This window comes from Vibrio sp. OPT18, assembly GCF_015163615.1.
Classification (GTDB): domain Bacteria; phylum Pseudomonadota; class Gammaproteobacteria; order Enterobacterales; family Vibrionaceae; genus Vibrio; species Vibrio coralliirubri.
In genome coordinates, this window is sequence record NZ_JADDYK010000036.1 from 249,053 (window position 1) to 266,360 (window position 17,308).

The window sequence follows — 17,308 nt, forward strand, 5'->3', positions numbered from 1 at the left end:
GATAGTCTCACTACTATACGTCTCTGCGCTGAATACGATCTCGCGGCATTTTGTCGAAGGATGAAGCAGTGACTCGTATTAGCCTGATTTAAATAAAAATAGAATAAGGAAGAAGGATGGGAACTCAATTTAAGATGGATTCCTTACCAGGTTCTCTTATCGTCGTTGGTGGTGCGTACGAACCCTGGTTATCAGTGTTAGAACAAGTGGGTTGGCAGTGTACCCAGTGTGCAGATTTACGAAAAGCCGATGCCTTGATTGCTGATATTGGCCCATGTATTGGTATTGTCGATCTTAGTCATGATGAGTTCAGTCTCAACGGTATTGCTAACCTTGTGAGCAATAACAAGCAGGTGAGATGGCTCGCCTTTATCCGTGAATCTCAATTAAGCTCTGATACGATCTGCCAGTTTATCGTCAACTTCTGTATCGACTTTTTCACGGCGCCAATCCCAGATGCTCAATTGCTGAGTACCATTGGTCACCAACTGGGTATGCTTAAGCTTGAGCAGAAGGTATGGCCAAACTACGGCATCAATAACAACATGGGACTGCTAGGCGATTCTGTGGCCGTGAAGCGCTTGAGAGACCAAGTGAAGCGTATTGGGCCGACGGATGTCAGTATCTTGATTTATGGCGAGAGTGGGGCTGGTAAAGAGACGATTGCACGCTCTATTCACCAAAACTCGTCGCGAGCACAGAAACCATTTTTAACGGTTAACTGTCGTGCCTTGTCTGAAATGAGAATAGAGGCCGAGGTGTTTGGTATCTCAGCACAGCCAGCGACCGCGCCTTGTATGTTGGAAGAAGCTGATGGCGGAACTATCTTGCTTAATGATGTTTTAGCGATGCCCCGCAATCAACAACTGAATCTGTTGCGCTTTCTACAAGAAGGTAAGATTGAAACCGCGAATGGACCTAAATCTGTCGATGTGCGTATTCTGGCTGCGAACTCCTCTGATATCGAGAAGGCGTTGATCGAGGGCGATTTCAATGAAGAGCTTTATCACTACATCAATGTTCTGCGTATTCATGTTCCAAGCTTAAAAGAACGTGTGAGCGATATTTCAGTACTGGCGAATCATTTTCTACGTGAGTACTCGAAAGAGTTTAATGCTCAAGCGAAGAGCTTCTCAGACGATGCTATCCGTTCGATGAATCGATACCATTGGCCTGGAAATGTGCGTGAGCTGATGAATCAGATTAAGCGTGTTGTGTTGATGTCTGATGCTGTGATCATTGAGGATCACCAACTGGATTTACCGAAACAGAATGATGAACGCCGAAGCTTGAAGAGTATTCGAGAGCGCTCAGAGCGCGATGCGTTGTTAATTGTTTTGGAATCTTACGGTGGTCAGGTTTCGTTGGCAGCTAAGGAGCTCGGTGTATCAAGAGCGACGATGTACCGTTTGCTGAATAAACACAGCCTAATCTCTGAAGGGGTTGTATAGACTCTTTTCTAAGTGGATTTATTCAGTCACTGTCAATTAAAGGCCACGTCTCTGCGTGGCTTTTATGTTTCTGAAGGATAGTCCGTTGTTTTCTAGCTCAGCCCTAAGAGAGATATGCTGTGATTTTATATAATCATAGTGAATATGTTATATGTAAATGAATATGCAACTGATATTTCAGGCGAATGCATTGTTTTAAAAATGTTAACCAATTAGCGGTTGAATAATATACTCACTTGGTTAGACTTTAACCGTGAAAGCAACGATTTAACAAAGACTTGTCTGCTTTTACCACCCCATTTCTTTTTGGATTTTTTAGTTAGCTTGGAGGCGCAAATGAAACATTTCGATTTTATACAGCATATTTGCGCGTCGTTTGATCCATGTACTGACATGGTGACTGATATGTCACACACATCAGCCATGGCCGATCGAAACACCCAAGATAAACCTAACTAATAGATCCGTACCCTTATTTGGCTGCGGAAAAATAGCAGCTAAGTGAGAAGCCCTCATACTATCTAACACGCTATTTTTCCTCAGTTGATTCAACAACTGGAGAGTTATTATGCGTCACTCAGTATATTTAAAATTAGCAACAGTCCTTATCCGTGCCGATCTTCGTCGTGAAGAGCGTGAATGGCAACGAAAAGTTCGTCGTAGTTCATATGAGTTGCCATGGAACAATACTCACTTATTAAGAGATATTGGTCTTGAAGCTGACGGTCGACCGATTGGTTTTTCTGAACCAGAAGTCGTGACTATTGAACGTCGAGTACGTCACCTTCGTCGTGTCTTAAGTGCGCGAATACCGACGTAATCTTAGGGGTTGATAGCACCTTTCAACCCCTAAGATAATTCACAGTGATAGTTATGGCGTCGAAAGTGCAAACTTTTGAACTAGAACTGGTCAAAAAAGAGAAGCGCTTGCTTCTCTTTTTGCTTTTTTAAGCCGTTATCTGTGCTTTTTTAAGTCGTTATCTAGTAAAGGAAAAGAGTTCTACTAAGCTTTATAGAGCAAGGGAGGTCGGCTATGCAAAAGCATCAATTAGACATGTGGTTACATGGAGAGCACAAAGACTCATATCAAACACCGAAAGTGTACGTTATTGGCTGTTCTGATATCTCAGAATATCTACTGGCGGTGGAGTACAAACACAAGCTAGAACCGGTAAAGCAAGACGGCGAGCCGCTTCACTTTGGATCCTTGGATCAAGTGAAAGAGGAGTTACTCCGGCTCGGCTTTGAAAAGGCGTATCTTCGCTTACACAACGCCTATGATGAGTTTGGTAATGAGCCAAGCCAAAGCTACTGCGATATTGAACTGGCGCTCAAACCTCATTAAGAGGCGTTTGTAGCGCGAGATTGATTCTAATTACAGACTGTTTTGTAACGCACAGATAGTTTTGGCGATCGAGGCTAGATTAAACGATCTATGCGTAATGTGTTGTCAGCAATTTGTGGGTGAATTGAGTTCGCAGATAGAAACCACGTGGTTTAGTTTTGATAGGTTTTCCACTTGCACCGTAAGCTTCAGTTAACACGCGGCTGTTGGCAGCTTTTGGACGTAAATGCAGTGCTTCACCGTGTCTTGCTGTTATCTGTTCAACATTGCCTAAAACGATCAACTCCATCAGTTCTTCCCAATCTCTTTTCAAGAGTTCGTCTTCAGCTTGGCTAGGTGTCCATAATAATGGGGATCCTACATGCCTCTCCGCTAGCGGGATCTCTCTTTCTCCCTCGACAGGGATCCACAAAACCTTAGACAGCTTGTTTCGAACGTGGCTGGTCTCCCAAGTTATGCCTTGCACGCCCATCAAAGGCGCAACACACACAAAGGTGGTTTCGAGTGGCTTGCCAGAGTAGCCAATCGGAATGCTTTTTAGCTCGATCCCGAGCTTGGCAAAATCTTGTTCTGGTTTACTGCCTGCAGGCGCTCCTAAGTGCCATTCCAATAGCTGCCCAACCCAGCCTTTATCACGCTTAAGGTCGTTTGGCATCACCATCTCGGCTTCGTCGGCGAGCTCTTTAAAGGTCATTCCGGCGATGGCATACGCGCGCTCTAACAGCTCTTGTTGTGTTTGTGGTTCTGGTTTCATAATAAAAGGCATGATCAAAAAAACGATTTTATCAGAAGTTATCACCAAATGACGACTGGTTAAGAAATGATCTCCTTGCGAGAAAAGGGATCAAACTCAGGGTTATCCACAGGACGTAAAGGTAATTAATTGAAATATTAATTTAGTGGATAAATAAACAGGGGTTTATGGTGGATAAAATGCTTGCCAAATGGGGTTCAAAATGAATCTTTCACTTGGTAGTGTGGATAAACATCGGAGTGGTTGATCTTTAACCATGTCAGATTTCTGAAAGATCTTTTACATTTCTAATGTTTTTTAAAACCAAAATATTATTTTAATTAACTGATTTATATAAAAATAAATTAGGTTTTATTGGTTTTTCGTTTTTGGTGTTGATGAATCTATGGATTAAAAAAAACGATTGCGGGTAATTCTTCACATAGTTATTCACAGAAAAGGTGAATAAATGTGGTCTATGTCTCACTATTGTGTGGGTAACTAGAATTTGAGCAAAACTTATCCATATTCCTAGTTATTATTCATAAATATAGCGCTTATCACGTCACTAAGTTTGCTCCGATTGGGGATATGTGGAAAAATCAGAGTAATTAAAAATTTAGATAGAGGTTGGCCAGTGATAGATGGCGATGGTTACCGATTAAATGTTGGTATTGTAATCTGTAACAACCATGGTCAGGTCTTCTGGGCTAAACGATACGGGCAACATTCATGGCAATTTCCTCAAGGGGGAATAGATGAAGGTGAGACTCCGGAACAGGCAATGTACCGCGAGTTGTATGAAGAGGTTGGCCTTACTAAAAAGGATGTAAAGATCGTCGCGACAAGTCGTCATTGGTTACGCTACAAGCTACCCAAACGACTGGTTCGGTGGGATTCTAAACCTGTCTGTATTGGACAAAAACAGAAGTGGTTCCTTTTACGTTTAGATTGCGATGAATCGCATATCAATATGCAGCGTGGAAGTACACCTGAGTTTGATGGTTGGCGTTGGGTGAGTTACTGGTACCCAGTTCGACAAGTTGTTTCTTTCAAGCGAGATGTTTACCGTCGAGCGATGAAAGAGTTCGCATCTTTAGCAATGCCGTTTAAAGAGCGAAAAATAAAAGGAAAGCGCAAATTGCGTAGAGGTTAAGCATGCTCAGTCAACTAAGGGAAATAGTTGAACACGTATCAAGAGTTGAAGATGTGTCGACGGCTCTTGATATTTTGGTTAAAGAGACATGCAGTGCGATGCAGACGGAATGTTGCACCGTGTATTTGGCAAATAATGATATGCAGCGCCTTGAGTTGATGGCAACTCAAGGCCTGATCTTCAAAGGTAATAGCATTCACATTGGTTTTGACGAAGGTCTGGTTGGCCTTGTTAAAAGAAGTGCTGAACCTATCAACCTTGCACAAGCGTCTGCTCACCCTGCTTATAAGTTTTTTCCAGAGCTTGGAGAAAACGTCTATCACTCTTTTCTCGGTACTCCGATTATCCACCGCAAGCAAGTGCTCGGTGTATTGGTCATTCAACAGAAGACCCCGCGTTTATTCAGTGAGATGGAAGAATCTTTCCTTGTCACGCTCTCAGCGCAACTTGCCGTTATTGTGGCGCACGCCCAAACTCAAGGCCATTGGCTGTTAGAGCAACAGAAGCTACCTGCGACTAAAGGTATTGCAGCTTCATCGGGCGTGGCGATTGGTGACTTATGGTGGGACAACACTCAGCCTGAACTCACCGATGTTTATCCTGCTTCGACGCTCAATATAGAGAGAGAGCATGAGTTGTTGGCGGTAGCGGTTGAAAACGCCCTCAATGACTTTAAGCGTATGCGAAAGCGCTTAGATAGCGAAATCAATAAAGATGCGTTGGCGATCTTTGACCTGTTTACTCACTTACTCAATGATCCAATGTTGCGTAAGGATCTGAAGAGCCAAATCCAGAAAGGCGATAAAGCCGATTGGGCATTAAGACAGGTTGTAGAGAGCTATTCGAATCGCTTTGCTCGTATGTCCGATGTATATCTTCGTGAGAGAGCACAAGACATCCGAGAGCTGGGACAAAGGCTGCTCTATTTCCTCCACAACTCTGAACATGAACTTCGCACGTTAGATAAGCCAATTATTCTAGTGGTTCGTGAGTTAACCGCTTCGGTATTAGCGTCCATTCCCAAAGAAAAGCTCTTGGCGGTTATTTCTTTGGAAGGGGCAGCGAACTCGCACGCAGCGATTTTATCTCGAGCGCTTGGCATACCTTCAGTCATGGGGGTAAATCTTAACTTAGCTCAAGCTAATGGTAAGCGAGCGATTGTTGATGGGTATAGCGGTGAGATCTTTATTGAGCCGACTAAAAGCCTGCTCAAAGAGTATCGAGGGCTGATTCTAGAAGAGAGTGAGCTCTCCTCTATGGTCAATCGCGAACTGTACCTTCCGGCAAAAACCCAAGACGACAAGCAAGTCGAGATCCTGCTTAATGCGGGCTTGAGTGCAGACACTAACATCGCTATCAACCAAGGCGTTGATGGAGTAGGGCTGTATCGAACTGAAATCTCTTTCTTGTTGCAGCAAAGATTCCCGTCAGAGGACGAACAATTCAAGCAGTATCGTTCTGTGCTGGCAAGCTACCCAGAGAAACAAGTGGTGATGCGTACACTCGATATCGGTGGTGATAAGGCCTTACCGTATTTTCCTATCGAAGAGGACAATCCATTCCTTGGTTGGCGTGGTATTCGTTTTACGCTCGATCATCCTGACATCTTTATTATTCAGTTACGTGCGATGCTACGTGCGAGTTGTGAAAGCCATAACTTGAGTATTTTGCTGCCGATGATTTCAGGTGCTCAGGAATTGGATGACGCGCTACAGCTGATTGAACAAGCGTATGACGAAGTGCATGAGCTTGATAACCGAGTGCGCATGCCTCGCGTTGGTATCATGATTGAAGTGCCGTCCATGCTGTACATATTGCCGTTGATTGCGCATAAGGTCGACTTCGTTTCAGTTGGTACCAACGATTTAACCCAATATTTATTAGCGGTTGATCGGAACAATTCACGAGTATCCGATGTCTATGAATCAATGCACCCTGCGGTGATCATGGCATTAAAACAAATTCATGATACTTGCAAGCAATATCAATTACCTGTGTGTATTTGTGGCGAGTTAGCCGGTGACCCGATGGGCGCGCTGCTATTGATTGGATTGGGGTATGAGACGTTAAGTATGAATACCTCGAATGTCGCAAGAACCAAATATTTGATTCGTCAATCGAACTTGGCTGAATTACAGGATTTGGCAAATAAGGCACTTTCAAAACCGTATGGTAGTGACATCTATAGTATGATGCTGAACTATTTCGAAGAGCGTGAATTTACAGGCTTCATTCGAGCAGGTAAAAAATAGGATTTAACGTGTCATATGAACTGATAGGCTTGTTAGCGGGCCTTGGTGCTATTGTTGGTGTTTTAGCAGGCTTGCTAGGCATTGGTGGTGGTTTGCTGGTGGTTCCTGCCTTACTGTTTTTGCTTCCTAAAGCGGGTATCCCCCAAGAGTTTGCGATGCAGATGGCATTGGCTACTTCGCTATCAACCATCATCGTTACGTCGGGATCGTCTGCGATTAACCATTTAAAATTGGGTAACGTAGAGATATTTGTCGTTAAATGGTTGATGCCAGGTGTGGTGATAGGTGGCTTCCTCGGCTCTTTCGTGGCCGATGTGATACCAGCTCAATACCTACCAAAAGTCTTTGGTGTGATTGTGTTGGTATTGGCGTTGCAAATGCTGTTGTCGATTCGCTCTAAGAGCCAAAAGTCGATGCCAGGTTCAGCTAAAACCGTGCTGTGTGGCGGCGGGATTGGTTTGGTATCAAGCTTAGCGGGCATTGGCGGTGGGTCTTTATCGGTACCTTTCCTTAACCATCACGGTGTGGAAATGCGTAAAGCCGTCGGCTCATCTTCGGTATGCGGTTGTGTTATCGCGATTTCGGGAATGCTAGGTTTCATTTGGCATGGATCTTCTGTCGATGACCTTCCTGCGTATAGCTTGGGTTATGTTTATCTACCGGCTTTGATCGCGATATCTTGTACCTCAGTTTTGACCACTCGAGTAGGTGCGAAACTGGCCACTCAATTGCCAACCCCTGTGCTGAAGAAATTCTTTGCGGTATTTTTAATGTTTATAGCAGCCACAATGCTGCTGTAGTGTCTTTTCTGTTAGTCAATGAGCTAACCGTTAATCAATTTAGATAGAGAGCCAAGTATGTCTCAGGGTTTTATCGAATTCCCAAATATCGATCCTGTTCTTATTGAACTAGGACCAATCTCAGTTCGTTGGTACGGCCTAATGTACCTTGTCGGTTTTATGTTTGCTCTTTGGTTAGCAAATCGCCGAGCTGATCAACCGGGTAGCGGTTGGACTCGAGAGCAAGTATCAGACTTACTGTTTGCTGGCTTTCTAGGTGTGGTGCTGGGTGGTCGTATTGGCTACGTACTTTTCTACAACTTTGACCTTTTCCTAGCAGACCCACTGTACCTATTTAAGGTATGGACTGGCGGTATGTCTTTCCACGGTGGCTTGCTTGGTGTTATTACTGCCATGTTTTGGTATGCCAAAAAGAACGGTCGAACCTTCTTTGGTGTGGCAGACATGATTGCACCATTGGTGCCATTTGGTTTAGGCATGGGACGCTTAGGTAACTTCATGAACAGCGAGCTTTGGGGCCGTGTGACTGATGTGCCATGGGCGATTGTGTTCCCTAACGGTGGTCCACTTCCTCGTCACCCATCTCAACTTTACGAGATGGCGCTTGAAGGTATTGTGTTGTTTTTCATCTTGAACTGGTTTATCAAAAAGCCGCGTCCTCTTGGTTCTGTATCAGGGTTATTCCTAGCAGGATATGGTACATTCCGCTTCTTAGTAGAATACGTACGTGAACCTGATGCTCACCTAGGTTTGTTCGGTGGATTTATCTCTATGGGACAAATTTTGTCACTCCCAATGGTTATCATCGGTGTGCTGATGATGGTGTGGGCATACAAGCGTGGTCACTACAAAGACGAATTACCACAACAAACGAAGTAAGGAATTGGTGTGAAACAGTATTTAGATCTCTGTCAGCGTATCGTTGATGACGGTACTTGGATTGAAAATGAACGCACGGGCAAGCGCTGCCTAACCGTGATCAATGCTGACCTTGAATATGATGTTGGTAATAACCAATTCCCACTGGTAACAACGCGTAAGAGCTTTTGGAAAGCCGCAGTTGCTGAGCTGCTTGGCTATATCCGTGGTTACGACAATGCTGAAGATTTTCGTAAGCTAGGAACTAAGACTTGGGATGCGAACTCGAACCTGAACGAAGCATGGCTGAATAATCCTTACCGCAAGGGTGAAGATGACATGGGCCGTGTTTATGGCGTTCAAGGACGTGCATGGGCAAAACCTGACGGCGGTCATATCGACCAACTGAAGAAGATTGTTGATGATCTAACAAACGGTATTGATGACCGCGGCGAGATCTTAAATTTCTATAACCCAGGTGAGTTCCATATGGGTTGTTTGCGTCCGTGTATGTACAGCCATCACTTCTCACTACTTGGTGATACTCTGTACCTAAACAGCACTCAGCGCTCTTGCGATGTTCCCCTAGGCCTGAACTTCAACATGGTTCAAGTGTATGTCTTCCTAGCTATCATGGCGCAAATCACGGGTAAGAAAGCTGGCGTGGCTTACCATAAGCTAGTGAATGCTCATATTTACGAAGATCAACTTGCACCTATGCGTGATATCCAGTTAAAGCGTGAGCCGTTAGCTGGCCCAACATTCCATATCAATCCTGAGATTAAGTCTCTAGAAGATTTGGAAACGTGGGTAACGATGGATGACTTCTGGGTTGAAGGTTACGAATGCCACGAAGCGATTAAGTACCCATTCTCGGTTTAATCTCACTCGCTTTGTTTGATTGAAAGGCTGCCTCTGTGCAGCCTTTTTTATTTGTTATGCTTGGCTTGCTTACTATTTGTAAAACCAATAATCTTGAGTGGTCTTTTCTAACTACAGAACTACTATGACTCGCTCGCATTGCTTTGTATTGCAACACGATTTTCCTATTGCTTTCTACCCTGATAAAAATCAGTTGGTGGTGGATAGCGAAGCGATTCATTTAGAGCCATTGCAGGCAAAGTTGCTCTGCTATTTCATCGAAAATCGCGGGCAAGTGGTTAGCACTCAACAGATAGCCGCGGATGTGTGGCAAAGAACTCAAGTGTCTGACAACTTGGTCAGACAGGTCATTAGCTTACTGCGCAGTCAGCTTCAGGATAAATCACGTCCGTATCGGATTATTCAGACCATTCCTAAGCAAGGTTACCTGTTCAATGTTGAGGTGACTCAGCCGAGCGTCGAACCAACTCCCGTTGAGGGCGCCTCTCTACCTGAATCTGAACCTAAACCTTTTGTTGCTAAGTCGAAAAAGAAAACCATCGCCCTGATTACAACCGCAGTATTCTCTGTTGGCTTAATAGCAACTTGGGCGTGGCAAACCGATGTCCCAACCGATGACACAGCTGTTATTTCTGCTAATCAAAGTGATGTGATTCCTGTTTATATCCATGACATAACACTCGATTCTGCGAACGATTATGAGATGTCAGAAAGCGTTTATAACTATCTTTTCTACGGGCTGAACTCGGCAAAAAACTTATCGGGTTACCACTTTTCTCAGCTATCGAAGCAGGGCAAGCAATCACTGGCCAACAATGGTGTCGAGCTCAAAGGTTGGCTTAAGCAAAAGGGTGGTGATTATGTGTTGAGCGTGCTTGTACAAAACAACCGCCAACCCAACCAAAGTCAGAAAGTGGAAAAGACCTTTAGCCAAGATAATTTCTTCGATGCCATTGGGGATGTGATTCTCGAGATCAAAGCCATTATTGCTCCAATGAGCTCAGAATACGGCGTGGCAAGTCATCGAGTGACCTCTATTGATAACTACGATGATTGGAGTGTTATTTCTGAGGGGATATCGTTGTTCTACCAAGGTAAAGGTGGTCAGCCATTTGAGGAAATAGCACTTCAGTTGGATACGATTCAACAACAAGGGCGAGATAATTATCTGGTCAATGCGTTACTGTCATATTCGGAATCTTTGGCTTATTTGCAAAGCCATGAGCAAGAAGATCGCGAACATGCACTGCAGCTGGCAAAGCAAGCCTTCGAGATGAACCCACGTTGTGACATCGCTAATCTTACCTTGGGTCTTGCACTGTTAATCAACCAACATGCCAATCAAGCTTTCCCTTACCTTTTTTATGCGGCCGAAAGTACACCGAGCCCAATCAGTTTTTATCTACTCAGTGTGGCTGACAAGCTGTCGGACAACCCAAAAGGTTCGCAATACAACTATCAACGCTATATCGAAGTGAAAAAAGAGCATGACGGTCAACTGTTTGATCTTATTGAATCTTTATAAAAAACAAACCTTTCCTAAACCTCGAAATACGTTTTTAAGCGAGGGTGTTTCGTGAGCGCTAATGGCTCCGGTACTTCCGCAAGGTGTCATTGTGCCAACAGGCTTCTCAATATGTTTGATTATTGTTTGGACTCAGGCTCGATTGCCTTGCATCAAGCGTAAAAACATCGACTTCCACATACTGGTCACCAAATCATTCATTATTTGGGGTACACACATGTTGAAGAAGTTTGCTTTTCAGATCATTCCAATTCAGGTCTTCATATTCGTCTTTTGGTTCAAAAATGGCTTTATCGATAAAGTGATGGGCGTGTTACTTGGCTTCATTACGCCTCAGACCGCTTATGCGGGAGACACTTGGGCTGGTTGGAAAGGTTACATTGTTGGCACTTGGGATAAGAGCCAAATCGGTCATGCTCTGCTGAGCCCAACGTTCGATTTTATGTTCCCGATTCTGATTGCTTTGCAATGTGTGCCGTTTTTATTGGTTCTTCGTTCAGTGCTTGCAGGTGAGTTCATGGTGGGCAAAGAGCGTCCGTGGTTGCTCTATGCCGCATTCGCTTCTCTGTTTGTGACGGCTTGTATGGCTTTCACTCAAACTATCACTGGCGCAAGCGACGGACAGTATCTATGGCAATTTATCGGCTTTGGCATGGTTGCCATTATGTACCTGCGCAATGAGCAAGGTAAGTAAGCGTTTTAGATGCTAGTAAACGGGATGCGGGATACGAAGATCAAAAGCGCACGTCATTCCCTAGGCTGACGAAGGAAGGAATAGGGAATCTTTGGTCGTTGCTAGGTGATTAGATTCCCTATCTCGCTCGTACCTCACTGTAGGGAATGACGGATTTTTAGATACGAGTAAACGAGATGCGGGATGCGAAGAGCTAGAACGGATCCCTTTGGTGAGTAATGCTTTCCAAGCCGATTTACTCTTGTATCGTATCTGCTTTTGCTCTCGTTACTCGTTCACTCGCATCCCGTATCTGCTCCTTAAAAGAAAAAGCCCGCAACCTAGGAGGTTGCGGGCTTTGCTATAAGCGATGTTTATTTTGCTGTTAAGCGGTAAGAGCTAACACGCTACCAGGCAGTACAAGGAATACCGCAACAAGGTAACCAGCCACTACAGCTTTGTTCTTCACAGCCATATCTGAAATCATGTCTGCCGCTTTCACTGGAAGTTCACGTAGGAACGGGATACCGAAGATGAATACCGTTGCCATGATGTTGAACACCAAGTGTACTAGAGCAATTTGTAGTGCGAATACTGCGAACTCACCAGATACTGCTGTCGCTGCAAGTAGAGCCGTAATACATGTACCGATGTTTGCACCTAGAGTGAACGGGTAAACGTCGCGTACTTTAAGAACACCTGAACCTACTAGTGGAACCATCAAGCTTGTTGTCGTAGAAGAAGACTGAACAAGGATAGTAACGATAGAGCCAGAAGCGATACCGTGGATTGGACCACGACCGATTGCGTTCTTTAGAATCTCACGAGCACGACCAACCATTAGGCTCTTCATCAGCTTACCCATTACAGTGATAGCTACGAAGATAGTTGCGATACCTAGAGCTATAAGCATGATGCCGCCCACGGTGTCGCCAAATGTTGATAGAGGCTCTTTAATCGCACTTACTACTGGTTTAGTGATTGGCTTGATGAAGTTAAGACCCCCCATGCTCATATCACCTGTTGCTAGCATCGGAGATACCAACCAGTGAGAAATCTTCTCTAGAATACCAAACGCCATCTCTAGTGGTAGGAAGATAGCAACGGCTAATAGGTTGAAGAAGTCGTGGATTGTCGCACTTGCGAATGCACGTTTGAACTCTTCTTTACAACGAACGTGACCAAGGCTAACTAGCGTATTGGTTACCGTAGTACCAATGTTAGCACCCATGATCATAGGAATAGCTAGCTCAACAGGTAAACCACCTGCCACAAGGCCAACGATAATTGAAGTAACTGTACTTGATGATTGAATAAGTGCTGTTGCTACTAAACCAATCATTAAGCCTGCAACTGGGTGTGAAGCAAACTCGAAAAGAACCTTTGCTTGCTCGCCTGTTGCCCATTTGAAGCCTGTACCAACCATTGAAACTGAAAGTAATAGTAGGTAAAGCATGAATGCCAAGTTAGCCCAGCGTAGCCAACGAGTAGTGCTCGAGATAGGCGCTGCTGCAGTAGTAGCTTGGTTCATAATGTTTTCTCCATTGGACCGTTTAAGTCTGTGTTTGGTCTGTTTGTTTAATCTGAGCGTGATGTTAGAGGGGAAATATTTCAGTAATATTACATTTTGGTTTAGGTTGGACTTTTTTGTGATGATTTACTCTTTAAATATTCCCATAGCTAATGTGGTTATTTTAAGTTCTTGTTTTTATTTGATTTTTAATGGTGGTTCTATAGGTGATATAGATCTTAAAAGTTAGAAAAAAATTGAAAATAATCGCTGAAATATTACATTATGAAATCAAACACTTCGAAAAAATAAGCAGTAAAGTCATGTTTAGTTAGGTTTTTCCGAGTTTGTTGAGTGGCGGTGTCATATTTGATATAAAAGGGTATCTACTCTTTTATTACGGCACATCTATGTCGCATCTCAACTACAACCATCTGTATTACTTCTGGATGGTTTGCAAGCAAGGCTCTGTTACTAAAGCTGCAGAAGCCCTATTCCTAACACCACAAACGGTAACGGGGCAGATAAAAGCCTTAGAAGAGCGCATGGATGGCAAGTTGACCAAGCGTAATGGCCGCAGTGTTGAGCCTACAGAGCTTGGGCAACTGGTCTTTAAATATGCCGATCGTATGTTTGGCCTGAGTTACGAGATGCTGGATATCGTGAATTACAGCCAGCACTCCAATATTCTGTTTGATGTTGGCGTCGCGGATGCGCTCTCTAAAAGACTCGTTAGTAAGATACTGATGTCGACCATTCCTCCAGATAACAGCATTCATTTACGCTGTTTTGAATCGACCCATGAAATGCTACTTGAGCAGCTCTCTCAACATAAGCTCGATATGATTTTGTCTGACTGTCCGGTGGACTCTAGTCAAAGCCCGGGCCTGTTTAGTAAAAAGTTGGGTGAGAGTGGAATGAGCTTTTTTAGTTCAGGTCAGGTTGAAGGTGTTAATTTCCCTGCTGTATTGGAGCAAAGAAAGCTTTTGATCCCTGGTAGCCGAACCTCAATGGGGCGTAAAGTGCTGCAATGGTTTGATAGACAAGGGCTTAAGCCAGATATTTTAGGTGAGTTTGATGATGCCGCATTGATGAAGGCTTTTGCTCGTTATCATCATGACGCAATATTTTTAGCACCGACGCTTTATATGTCTGAAGTGGAAGAAGACACATCACTGCAACTATTAGGCGGTATTGAAGAGTTAAAAGAGGAGTACTACGTCATATTTGCTGAGAGGATGATCCAACATCCAGCAGTAAAAAACGTATGTGACGCAGATTTTAGCAAATTGTTCGAATGAGTTAGTTTGTTAATGAATTGATATCGATTATCATAGCTCCACCATATGCCGGAAATACTGATAGCCCGTAGTTGGCGTAAAGGTTGTAGGGAGCCAAACTATGAACTTAAAAGAGATGGAGAAGAACTCAGCACAAGCTGTGATTCTACTCAAAGCCATGGCTAACGAGCGTCGCTTACAGATTTTGTGCCTATTACATGGTACTGAACTGTCGGTTGGGGAGTTGTGTGGCAAGTTGGAACTGAGTCAGTCTGCTTTATCTCAACATCTTGCTTGGTTGAGAAGAGATGGTTTGGTCGAAACTCGCAAAGAAGCTCAAACTGTGTATTACACATTGAGTAGTGAAGAAGTAAAAGCGATGATTAACCTACTGCATGGTATTTACTGCAAGTAGCTTATTGCTGGTGGGAGGGGGATTTGTTATCAGCGATAGAATGACACAAGGAAGTGTTAGTATTTCACATTGAACGTTAGTGTTTACCTATCTACCTATCTACCTATCTACCTATCTACGTACCAATTTGCTTCTCTATTTATTTTTCTGATTGTTTGTTTTATCTATCTGCTTAAATTGTTTATCGGTCAGAAAAACGGCTGTTAGCACGTAAAATAAAAGCGTTACTCAAAATTTAGATATAAAAAAACCGGCCTAGGCCGGTTTTTTTCGTTTTGCGTTGTAATCAAATTTCTATTAAAGAGCTTTGATTGCAGCAGCGAAACGAGACTTATGACGTGCAGCTTTATTCTTATGAATAAGGCCTTTAGTCGCCATACGGTCAAGAAGTGGTGTAACTTCTACAAGAGCAGCAGTTGCAGCTTCTTTATCACCAGCTGCGATAGCTGCGATAGTCTTTTTCATGTAAGTGCGCATCATAGAACGACGGCTAGCATTGTGCTGGCGACGTTTCTCAGCTTGGATAGCGCGCTTCTTAGCAGATTTACTGTTTGCCAAGGGTCTAACTCCCAAAAACTTAGTTCGGTGACAATTTAAGGGCGAGGACTATCCCTCATTAGCGCTTAATTGTCAAATGATTTGTGCAAAAACCAATCGTAGCCAAACAAACTTTGGTATGGAAAGGTCATCGCGGTTAAGATGGCGGGGATTCTAACAGCATTTTTAGACCAATGCTAATAAATATGCTTCTTAGGACAGGATAGTATTTATCCTCGCTTGAAAGTAATCAACCAGTGTCAGAGGTTTCTGTGAGTAAACGACTATTAAAGTCAGGCCTGATTGTCAGCGCAATGACTTTTGTTTCCCGTGTATTGGGGCTAGTACGTGATGTAGTAGTAGCAAATTTGATGGGGGCAGGAGCGAGTGCCGATGTATTTTTCTTCGCTAATAAAATTCCTAATTTCTTACGTCGACTTTTTGCAGAAGGTGCGTTTTCTCAAGCGTTTGTTCCTGTATTAACGGAATATCACGCCGCAGGTGATAAAGATAAGACACGAGATTTAATTGCTAAGGTGTCGGGTACGCTCGGGGTTTTAGTTTCTATTGTCACCGTTATCGGAGTATTGGGCTCTGGCGTGATCACCGCGATGTTTGGTGCGGGTTGGTTTATCGACTGGCTAAATGATGGTCCATCAGCGCCAAAGTTTGAGTTGGCGAGCTTTATGCTCAAGATTACCTTTCCTTATTTATGGTTTATTACCTTCGTTGCTTTATCTGGTGCCATTCTTAATACATTAGGTAAATTTGCGGTCTCTTCTTTTACCCCTGTGTTCTTGAACGTGATGATCATAGGCGCTGCGTGGTTTGTCTCACCTAATTTAGAACAACCAGAAATTGGTTTAGCCATTGGTGTGTTTCTTGGTGGCTTAGTCCAATTCCTTTTCCAAATGCCTTTCTTGATCAAAGCGGGTGTGTTGGTTAAGCCGAAGTGGGGCTGGAGAGATCCGGGTGTGGTTAAGATCCGCACATTAATGATCCCTGCTTTGTTCGGGGTATCGGTCAGTCAAATCAACTTATTGTTTGATACCTTTATTGCCAGCTTCCTCGCAACAGGTTCTATCAGTTGGTTGTACTACTCAGACCGACTGCTTGAATTTCCTCTCGGTTTATTCGGTATCGCGATTGCGACCGTGATTCTTCCTGCTTTATCTCGTAAACACGTAGATGCTCAAGGGGAAGGGTTCGCGCATACTATGGATTGGGGCGTACGCATGGTGTTGCTGCTTGGTATTCCTGCGATGTTAGGTCTTATCGTTTTAGCTAAACCAATGCTGATGGTGTTATTCATGCGCGGTGAGTTTTCTCCACATGATGTACAGCAGGCATCGATGTCATTGGTGGCTTACGCGTCAGGCTTGCTTAATTTCATGCTGATTAAAGTTTTAGCTCCGGGCTATTACTCTCGCCAAGATACCAAAACACCGGTTAAGTACGGCATTATCGCTATGGTGACCAATATGGTGTTTAACGCGATCTTTGCTTATTTCTATGGTTATGTGGGTTTGGCGATAGCGACGGCACTGTCTGCCTTTGTGAATATGGCATTGTTATATCGTGGATTACACCTTGCGGGTGTGTATCAATTAACTAAGACAACCTTGTTGTTTAGTGCCAAATTGATTATCTCAGGTGTGGTGATGGTAGCGGCTATTTTATGGCAGCTGGATAATATGCAACATTGGCTTGAATGGAGCTTCAGCCAGAGAGCGCTGACATTAACAGGCTTGATTGGACTTGGTGGCTTTGTTTATATTGTTTCGGTACTGATTTTAGGTATCCGAGTAAAACATTTAAAAGCAGCGACAGATTAATACTGATTAGTATATAATCCGTCGGTTTCACACAATAAATGATGCAAATAATAGGT

16 protein-coding genes are annotated in these 17,308 nt (G+C 43.7%); 13 read left to right on the plus strand and 3 right to left on the minus strand.

The window, feature by feature from the left end; all coding sequences use genetic code 11:
• Positions 1–116 precede the first annotated feature (116 nt).
• From vpsR to IQQ51_RS09135, 3 genes are all read left to right on the plus strand, one after another.
• Positions 117–1,451 carry a cyclic-di-GMP-binding transcriptional regulator VpsR gene (vpsR, locus tag IQQ51_RS09125; protein WP_050053118.1) on the plus strand — a complete coding sequence of 445 codons (1,335 nt, stop codon included), beginning with the start codon at positions 117–119 and terminating at the stop codon, positions 1,449–1,451.
• A gap of 568 nt (positions 1,452–2,019) precedes the next feature.
• The gene (locus IQQ51_RS09130; protein WP_017059332.1) at positions 2,020–2,271 is read left to right on the plus strand and encodes a hypothetical protein; all 252 of its coding nucleotides are present in this window, start codon (positions 2,020–2,022) and stop codon (positions 2,269–2,271) included.
• A gap of 213 nt (positions 2,272–2,484) precedes the next feature.
• Positions 2,485–2,796, plus strand: coding sequence for a DUF6482 family protein (locus IQQ51_RS09135; protein WP_004735016.1), 312 nt, complete (start codon positions 2,485–2,487; stop codon positions 2,794–2,796).
• 88 nt (positions 2,797–2,884) lie between these two features.
• Here IQQ51_RS09135 and mutH read toward each other — a convergent pair whose 3' ends face one another.
• On the minus strand, positions 2,885–3,550 hold the full coding sequence (gene mutH / locus IQQ51_RS09140) for a DNA mismatch repair endonuclease MutH (RefSeq protein WP_048606845.1): 666 nt from the start codon (positions 3,548–3,550) through the stop codon (positions 2,885–2,887).
• Between the two features lie 616 nt (positions 3,551–4,166).
• Here mutH and rppH point away from each other — a divergent pair.
• The 7 genes from rppH to IQQ51_RS09175 all read left to right on the plus strand — a co-directional run bounded on the left by rppH (position 4,167) and on the right by IQQ51_RS09175 (position 11,696).
• Entirely contained in the window at positions 4,167–4,685 is a 519-nt protein-coding gene (rppH, locus tag IQQ51_RS09145) for an RNA pyrophosphohydrolase (RefSeq protein ID WP_017059335.1), read from the plus strand.
• A 2-nt stretch (positions 4,686–4,687) separates the two neighbouring features.
• Complete coding sequence (ptsP, locus tag IQQ51_RS09150) at positions 4,688–6,937, plus strand: phosphoenolpyruvate--protein phosphotransferase (RefSeq protein WP_050635061.1); 2,250 nt, start codon at positions 4,688–4,690, stop codon at positions 6,935–6,937.
• An 8-nt stretch (positions 6,938–6,945) separates the two neighbouring features.
• Entirely contained in the window at positions 6,946–7,737 is a 792-nt protein-coding gene (locus tag IQQ51_RS09155) for a sulfite exporter TauE/SafE family protein (RefSeq protein WP_048606789.1), read from the plus strand.
• A gap of 57 nt (positions 7,738–7,794) precedes the next feature.
• Positions 7,795–8,616 (plus strand): prolipoprotein diacylglyceryl transferase, encoded by an 822-nt coding sequence (lgt, locus tag IQQ51_RS09160; protein ID WP_017059338.1) that lies wholly within the window; start codon positions 7,795–7,797, stop codon positions 8,614–8,616.
• A 9-nt stretch (positions 8,617–8,625) separates the two neighbouring features.
• Positions 8,626–9,477 (plus strand): thymidylate synthase, encoded by an 852-nt coding sequence (locus tag IQQ51_RS09165; protein ID WP_017056122.1) that lies wholly within the window; start codon positions 8,626–8,628, stop codon positions 9,475–9,477.
• A gap of 124 nt (positions 9,478–9,601) precedes the next feature.
• A complete protein-coding gene (locus IQQ51_RS09170; RefSeq protein WP_193840865.1) occupies positions 9,602–11,002 on the plus strand; it encodes a winged helix-turn-helix domain-containing protein in 1,401 nt (466 codons plus the stop codon).
• A gap of 217 nt (positions 11,003–11,219) precedes the next feature.
• Positions 11,220–11,696 (plus strand): hypothetical protein, encoded by a 477-nt coding sequence (locus tag IQQ51_RS09175; protein ID WP_172380486.1) that lies wholly within the window; start codon positions 11,220–11,222, stop codon positions 11,694–11,696.
• Positions 11,697–12,060: 364 nt separating this feature from the next.
• Here IQQ51_RS09175 and IQQ51_RS09180 read toward each other — a convergent pair whose 3' ends face one another.
• Positions 12,061–13,206 carry a Na/Pi symporter gene (locus tag IQQ51_RS09180; RefSeq protein WP_050646294.1) on the minus strand — a complete coding sequence of 382 codons (1,146 nt, stop codon included), beginning with the start codon at positions 13,204–13,206 and terminating at the stop codon, positions 12,061–12,063.
• A gap of 389 nt (positions 13,207–13,595) precedes the next feature.
• Between IQQ51_RS09180 and nhaR the strand changes: the two genes are divergently transcribed.
• Positions 13,596–14,486, plus strand: a complete 891-nt coding sequence (gene nhaR / locus IQQ51_RS09185) for a transcriptional activator NhaR (RefSeq protein WP_048615016.1) — start codon at positions 13,596–13,598, stop codon at positions 14,484–14,486.
• Between the two features lie 100 nt (positions 14,487–14,586).
• Complete coding sequence (locus tag IQQ51_RS09190) at positions 14,587–14,880, plus strand: ArsR/SmtB family transcription factor (RefSeq protein WP_004735028.1); 294 nt, start codon at positions 14,587–14,589, stop codon at positions 14,878–14,880.
• Between the two features lie 297 nt (positions 14,881–15,177).
• Here IQQ51_RS09190 and rpsT read toward each other — a convergent pair whose 3' ends face one another.
• Positions 15,178–15,438: a 30S ribosomal protein S20 gene (rpsT, locus tag IQQ51_RS09195; protein ID WP_004739529.1), complete on the minus strand. Its 261-nt coding sequence runs from the start codon at positions 15,436–15,438 to the stop codon at positions 15,178–15,180.
• Positions 15,439–15,689: 251 nt separating this feature from the next.
• On the opposite strand from rpsT, the gene murJ reads away from it, so the two are divergent.
• Positions 15,690–17,252, plus strand: a complete 1,563-nt coding sequence (gene murJ / locus IQQ51_RS09200) for a murein biosynthesis integral membrane protein MurJ (protein ID WP_322632747.1) — start codon at positions 15,690–15,692, stop codon at positions 17,250–17,252.
• Positions 17,253–17,308: the final 56 nt, after the last annotated feature.

Coding starts and splice junctions, on each gene's coding strand:
- IQQ51_RS09170 (WP_193840865.1), top strand. CDS start 9,602: ATGACTCGCTCGCATTGCTTTGTATTGCAACACGATTTTCCTATTGCT.
- ptsP (WP_050635061.1), top strand. CDS start 4,688: ATGCTCAGTCAACTAAGGGAAATAGTTGAACACGTATCAAGAGTTGAA.
- mutH (WP_048606845.1), bottom strand. CDS start 3,550: ATGAAACCAGAACCACAAACACAACAAGAGCTGTTAGAGCGCGCGTAT.
- IQQ51_RS09190 (WP_004735028.1), top strand. CDS start 14,587: ATGAACTTAAAAGAGATGGAGAAGAACTCAGCACAAGCTGTGATTCTA.
- IQQ51_RS09135 (WP_004735016.1), top strand. CDS start 2,485: ATGCAAAAGCATCAATTAGACATGTGGTTACATGGAGAGCACAAAGAC.
- IQQ51_RS09180 (WP_050646294.1), bottom strand. CDS start 13,206: ATGAACCAAGCTACTACTGCAGCAGCGCCTATCTCGAGCACTACTCGT.
- lgt (WP_017059338.1), top strand. CDS start 7,795: ATGTCTCAGGGTTTTATCGAATTCCCAAATATCGATCCTGTTCTTATT.
- nhaR (WP_048615016.1), top strand. CDS start 13,596: ATGTCGCATCTCAACTACAACCATCTGTATTACTTCTGGATGGTTTGC.
- IQQ51_RS09130 (WP_017059332.1), top strand. CDS start 2,020: ATGCGTCACTCAGTATATTTAAAATTAGCAACAGTCCTTATCCGTGCC.
- vpsR (WP_050053118.1), top strand. CDS start 117: ATGGGAACTCAATTTAAGATGGATTCCTTACCAGGTTCTCTTATCGTC.
- IQQ51_RS09175 (WP_172380486.1), top strand. CDS start 11,220: ATGTTGAAGAAGTTTGCTTTTCAGATCATTCCAATTCAGGTCTTCATA.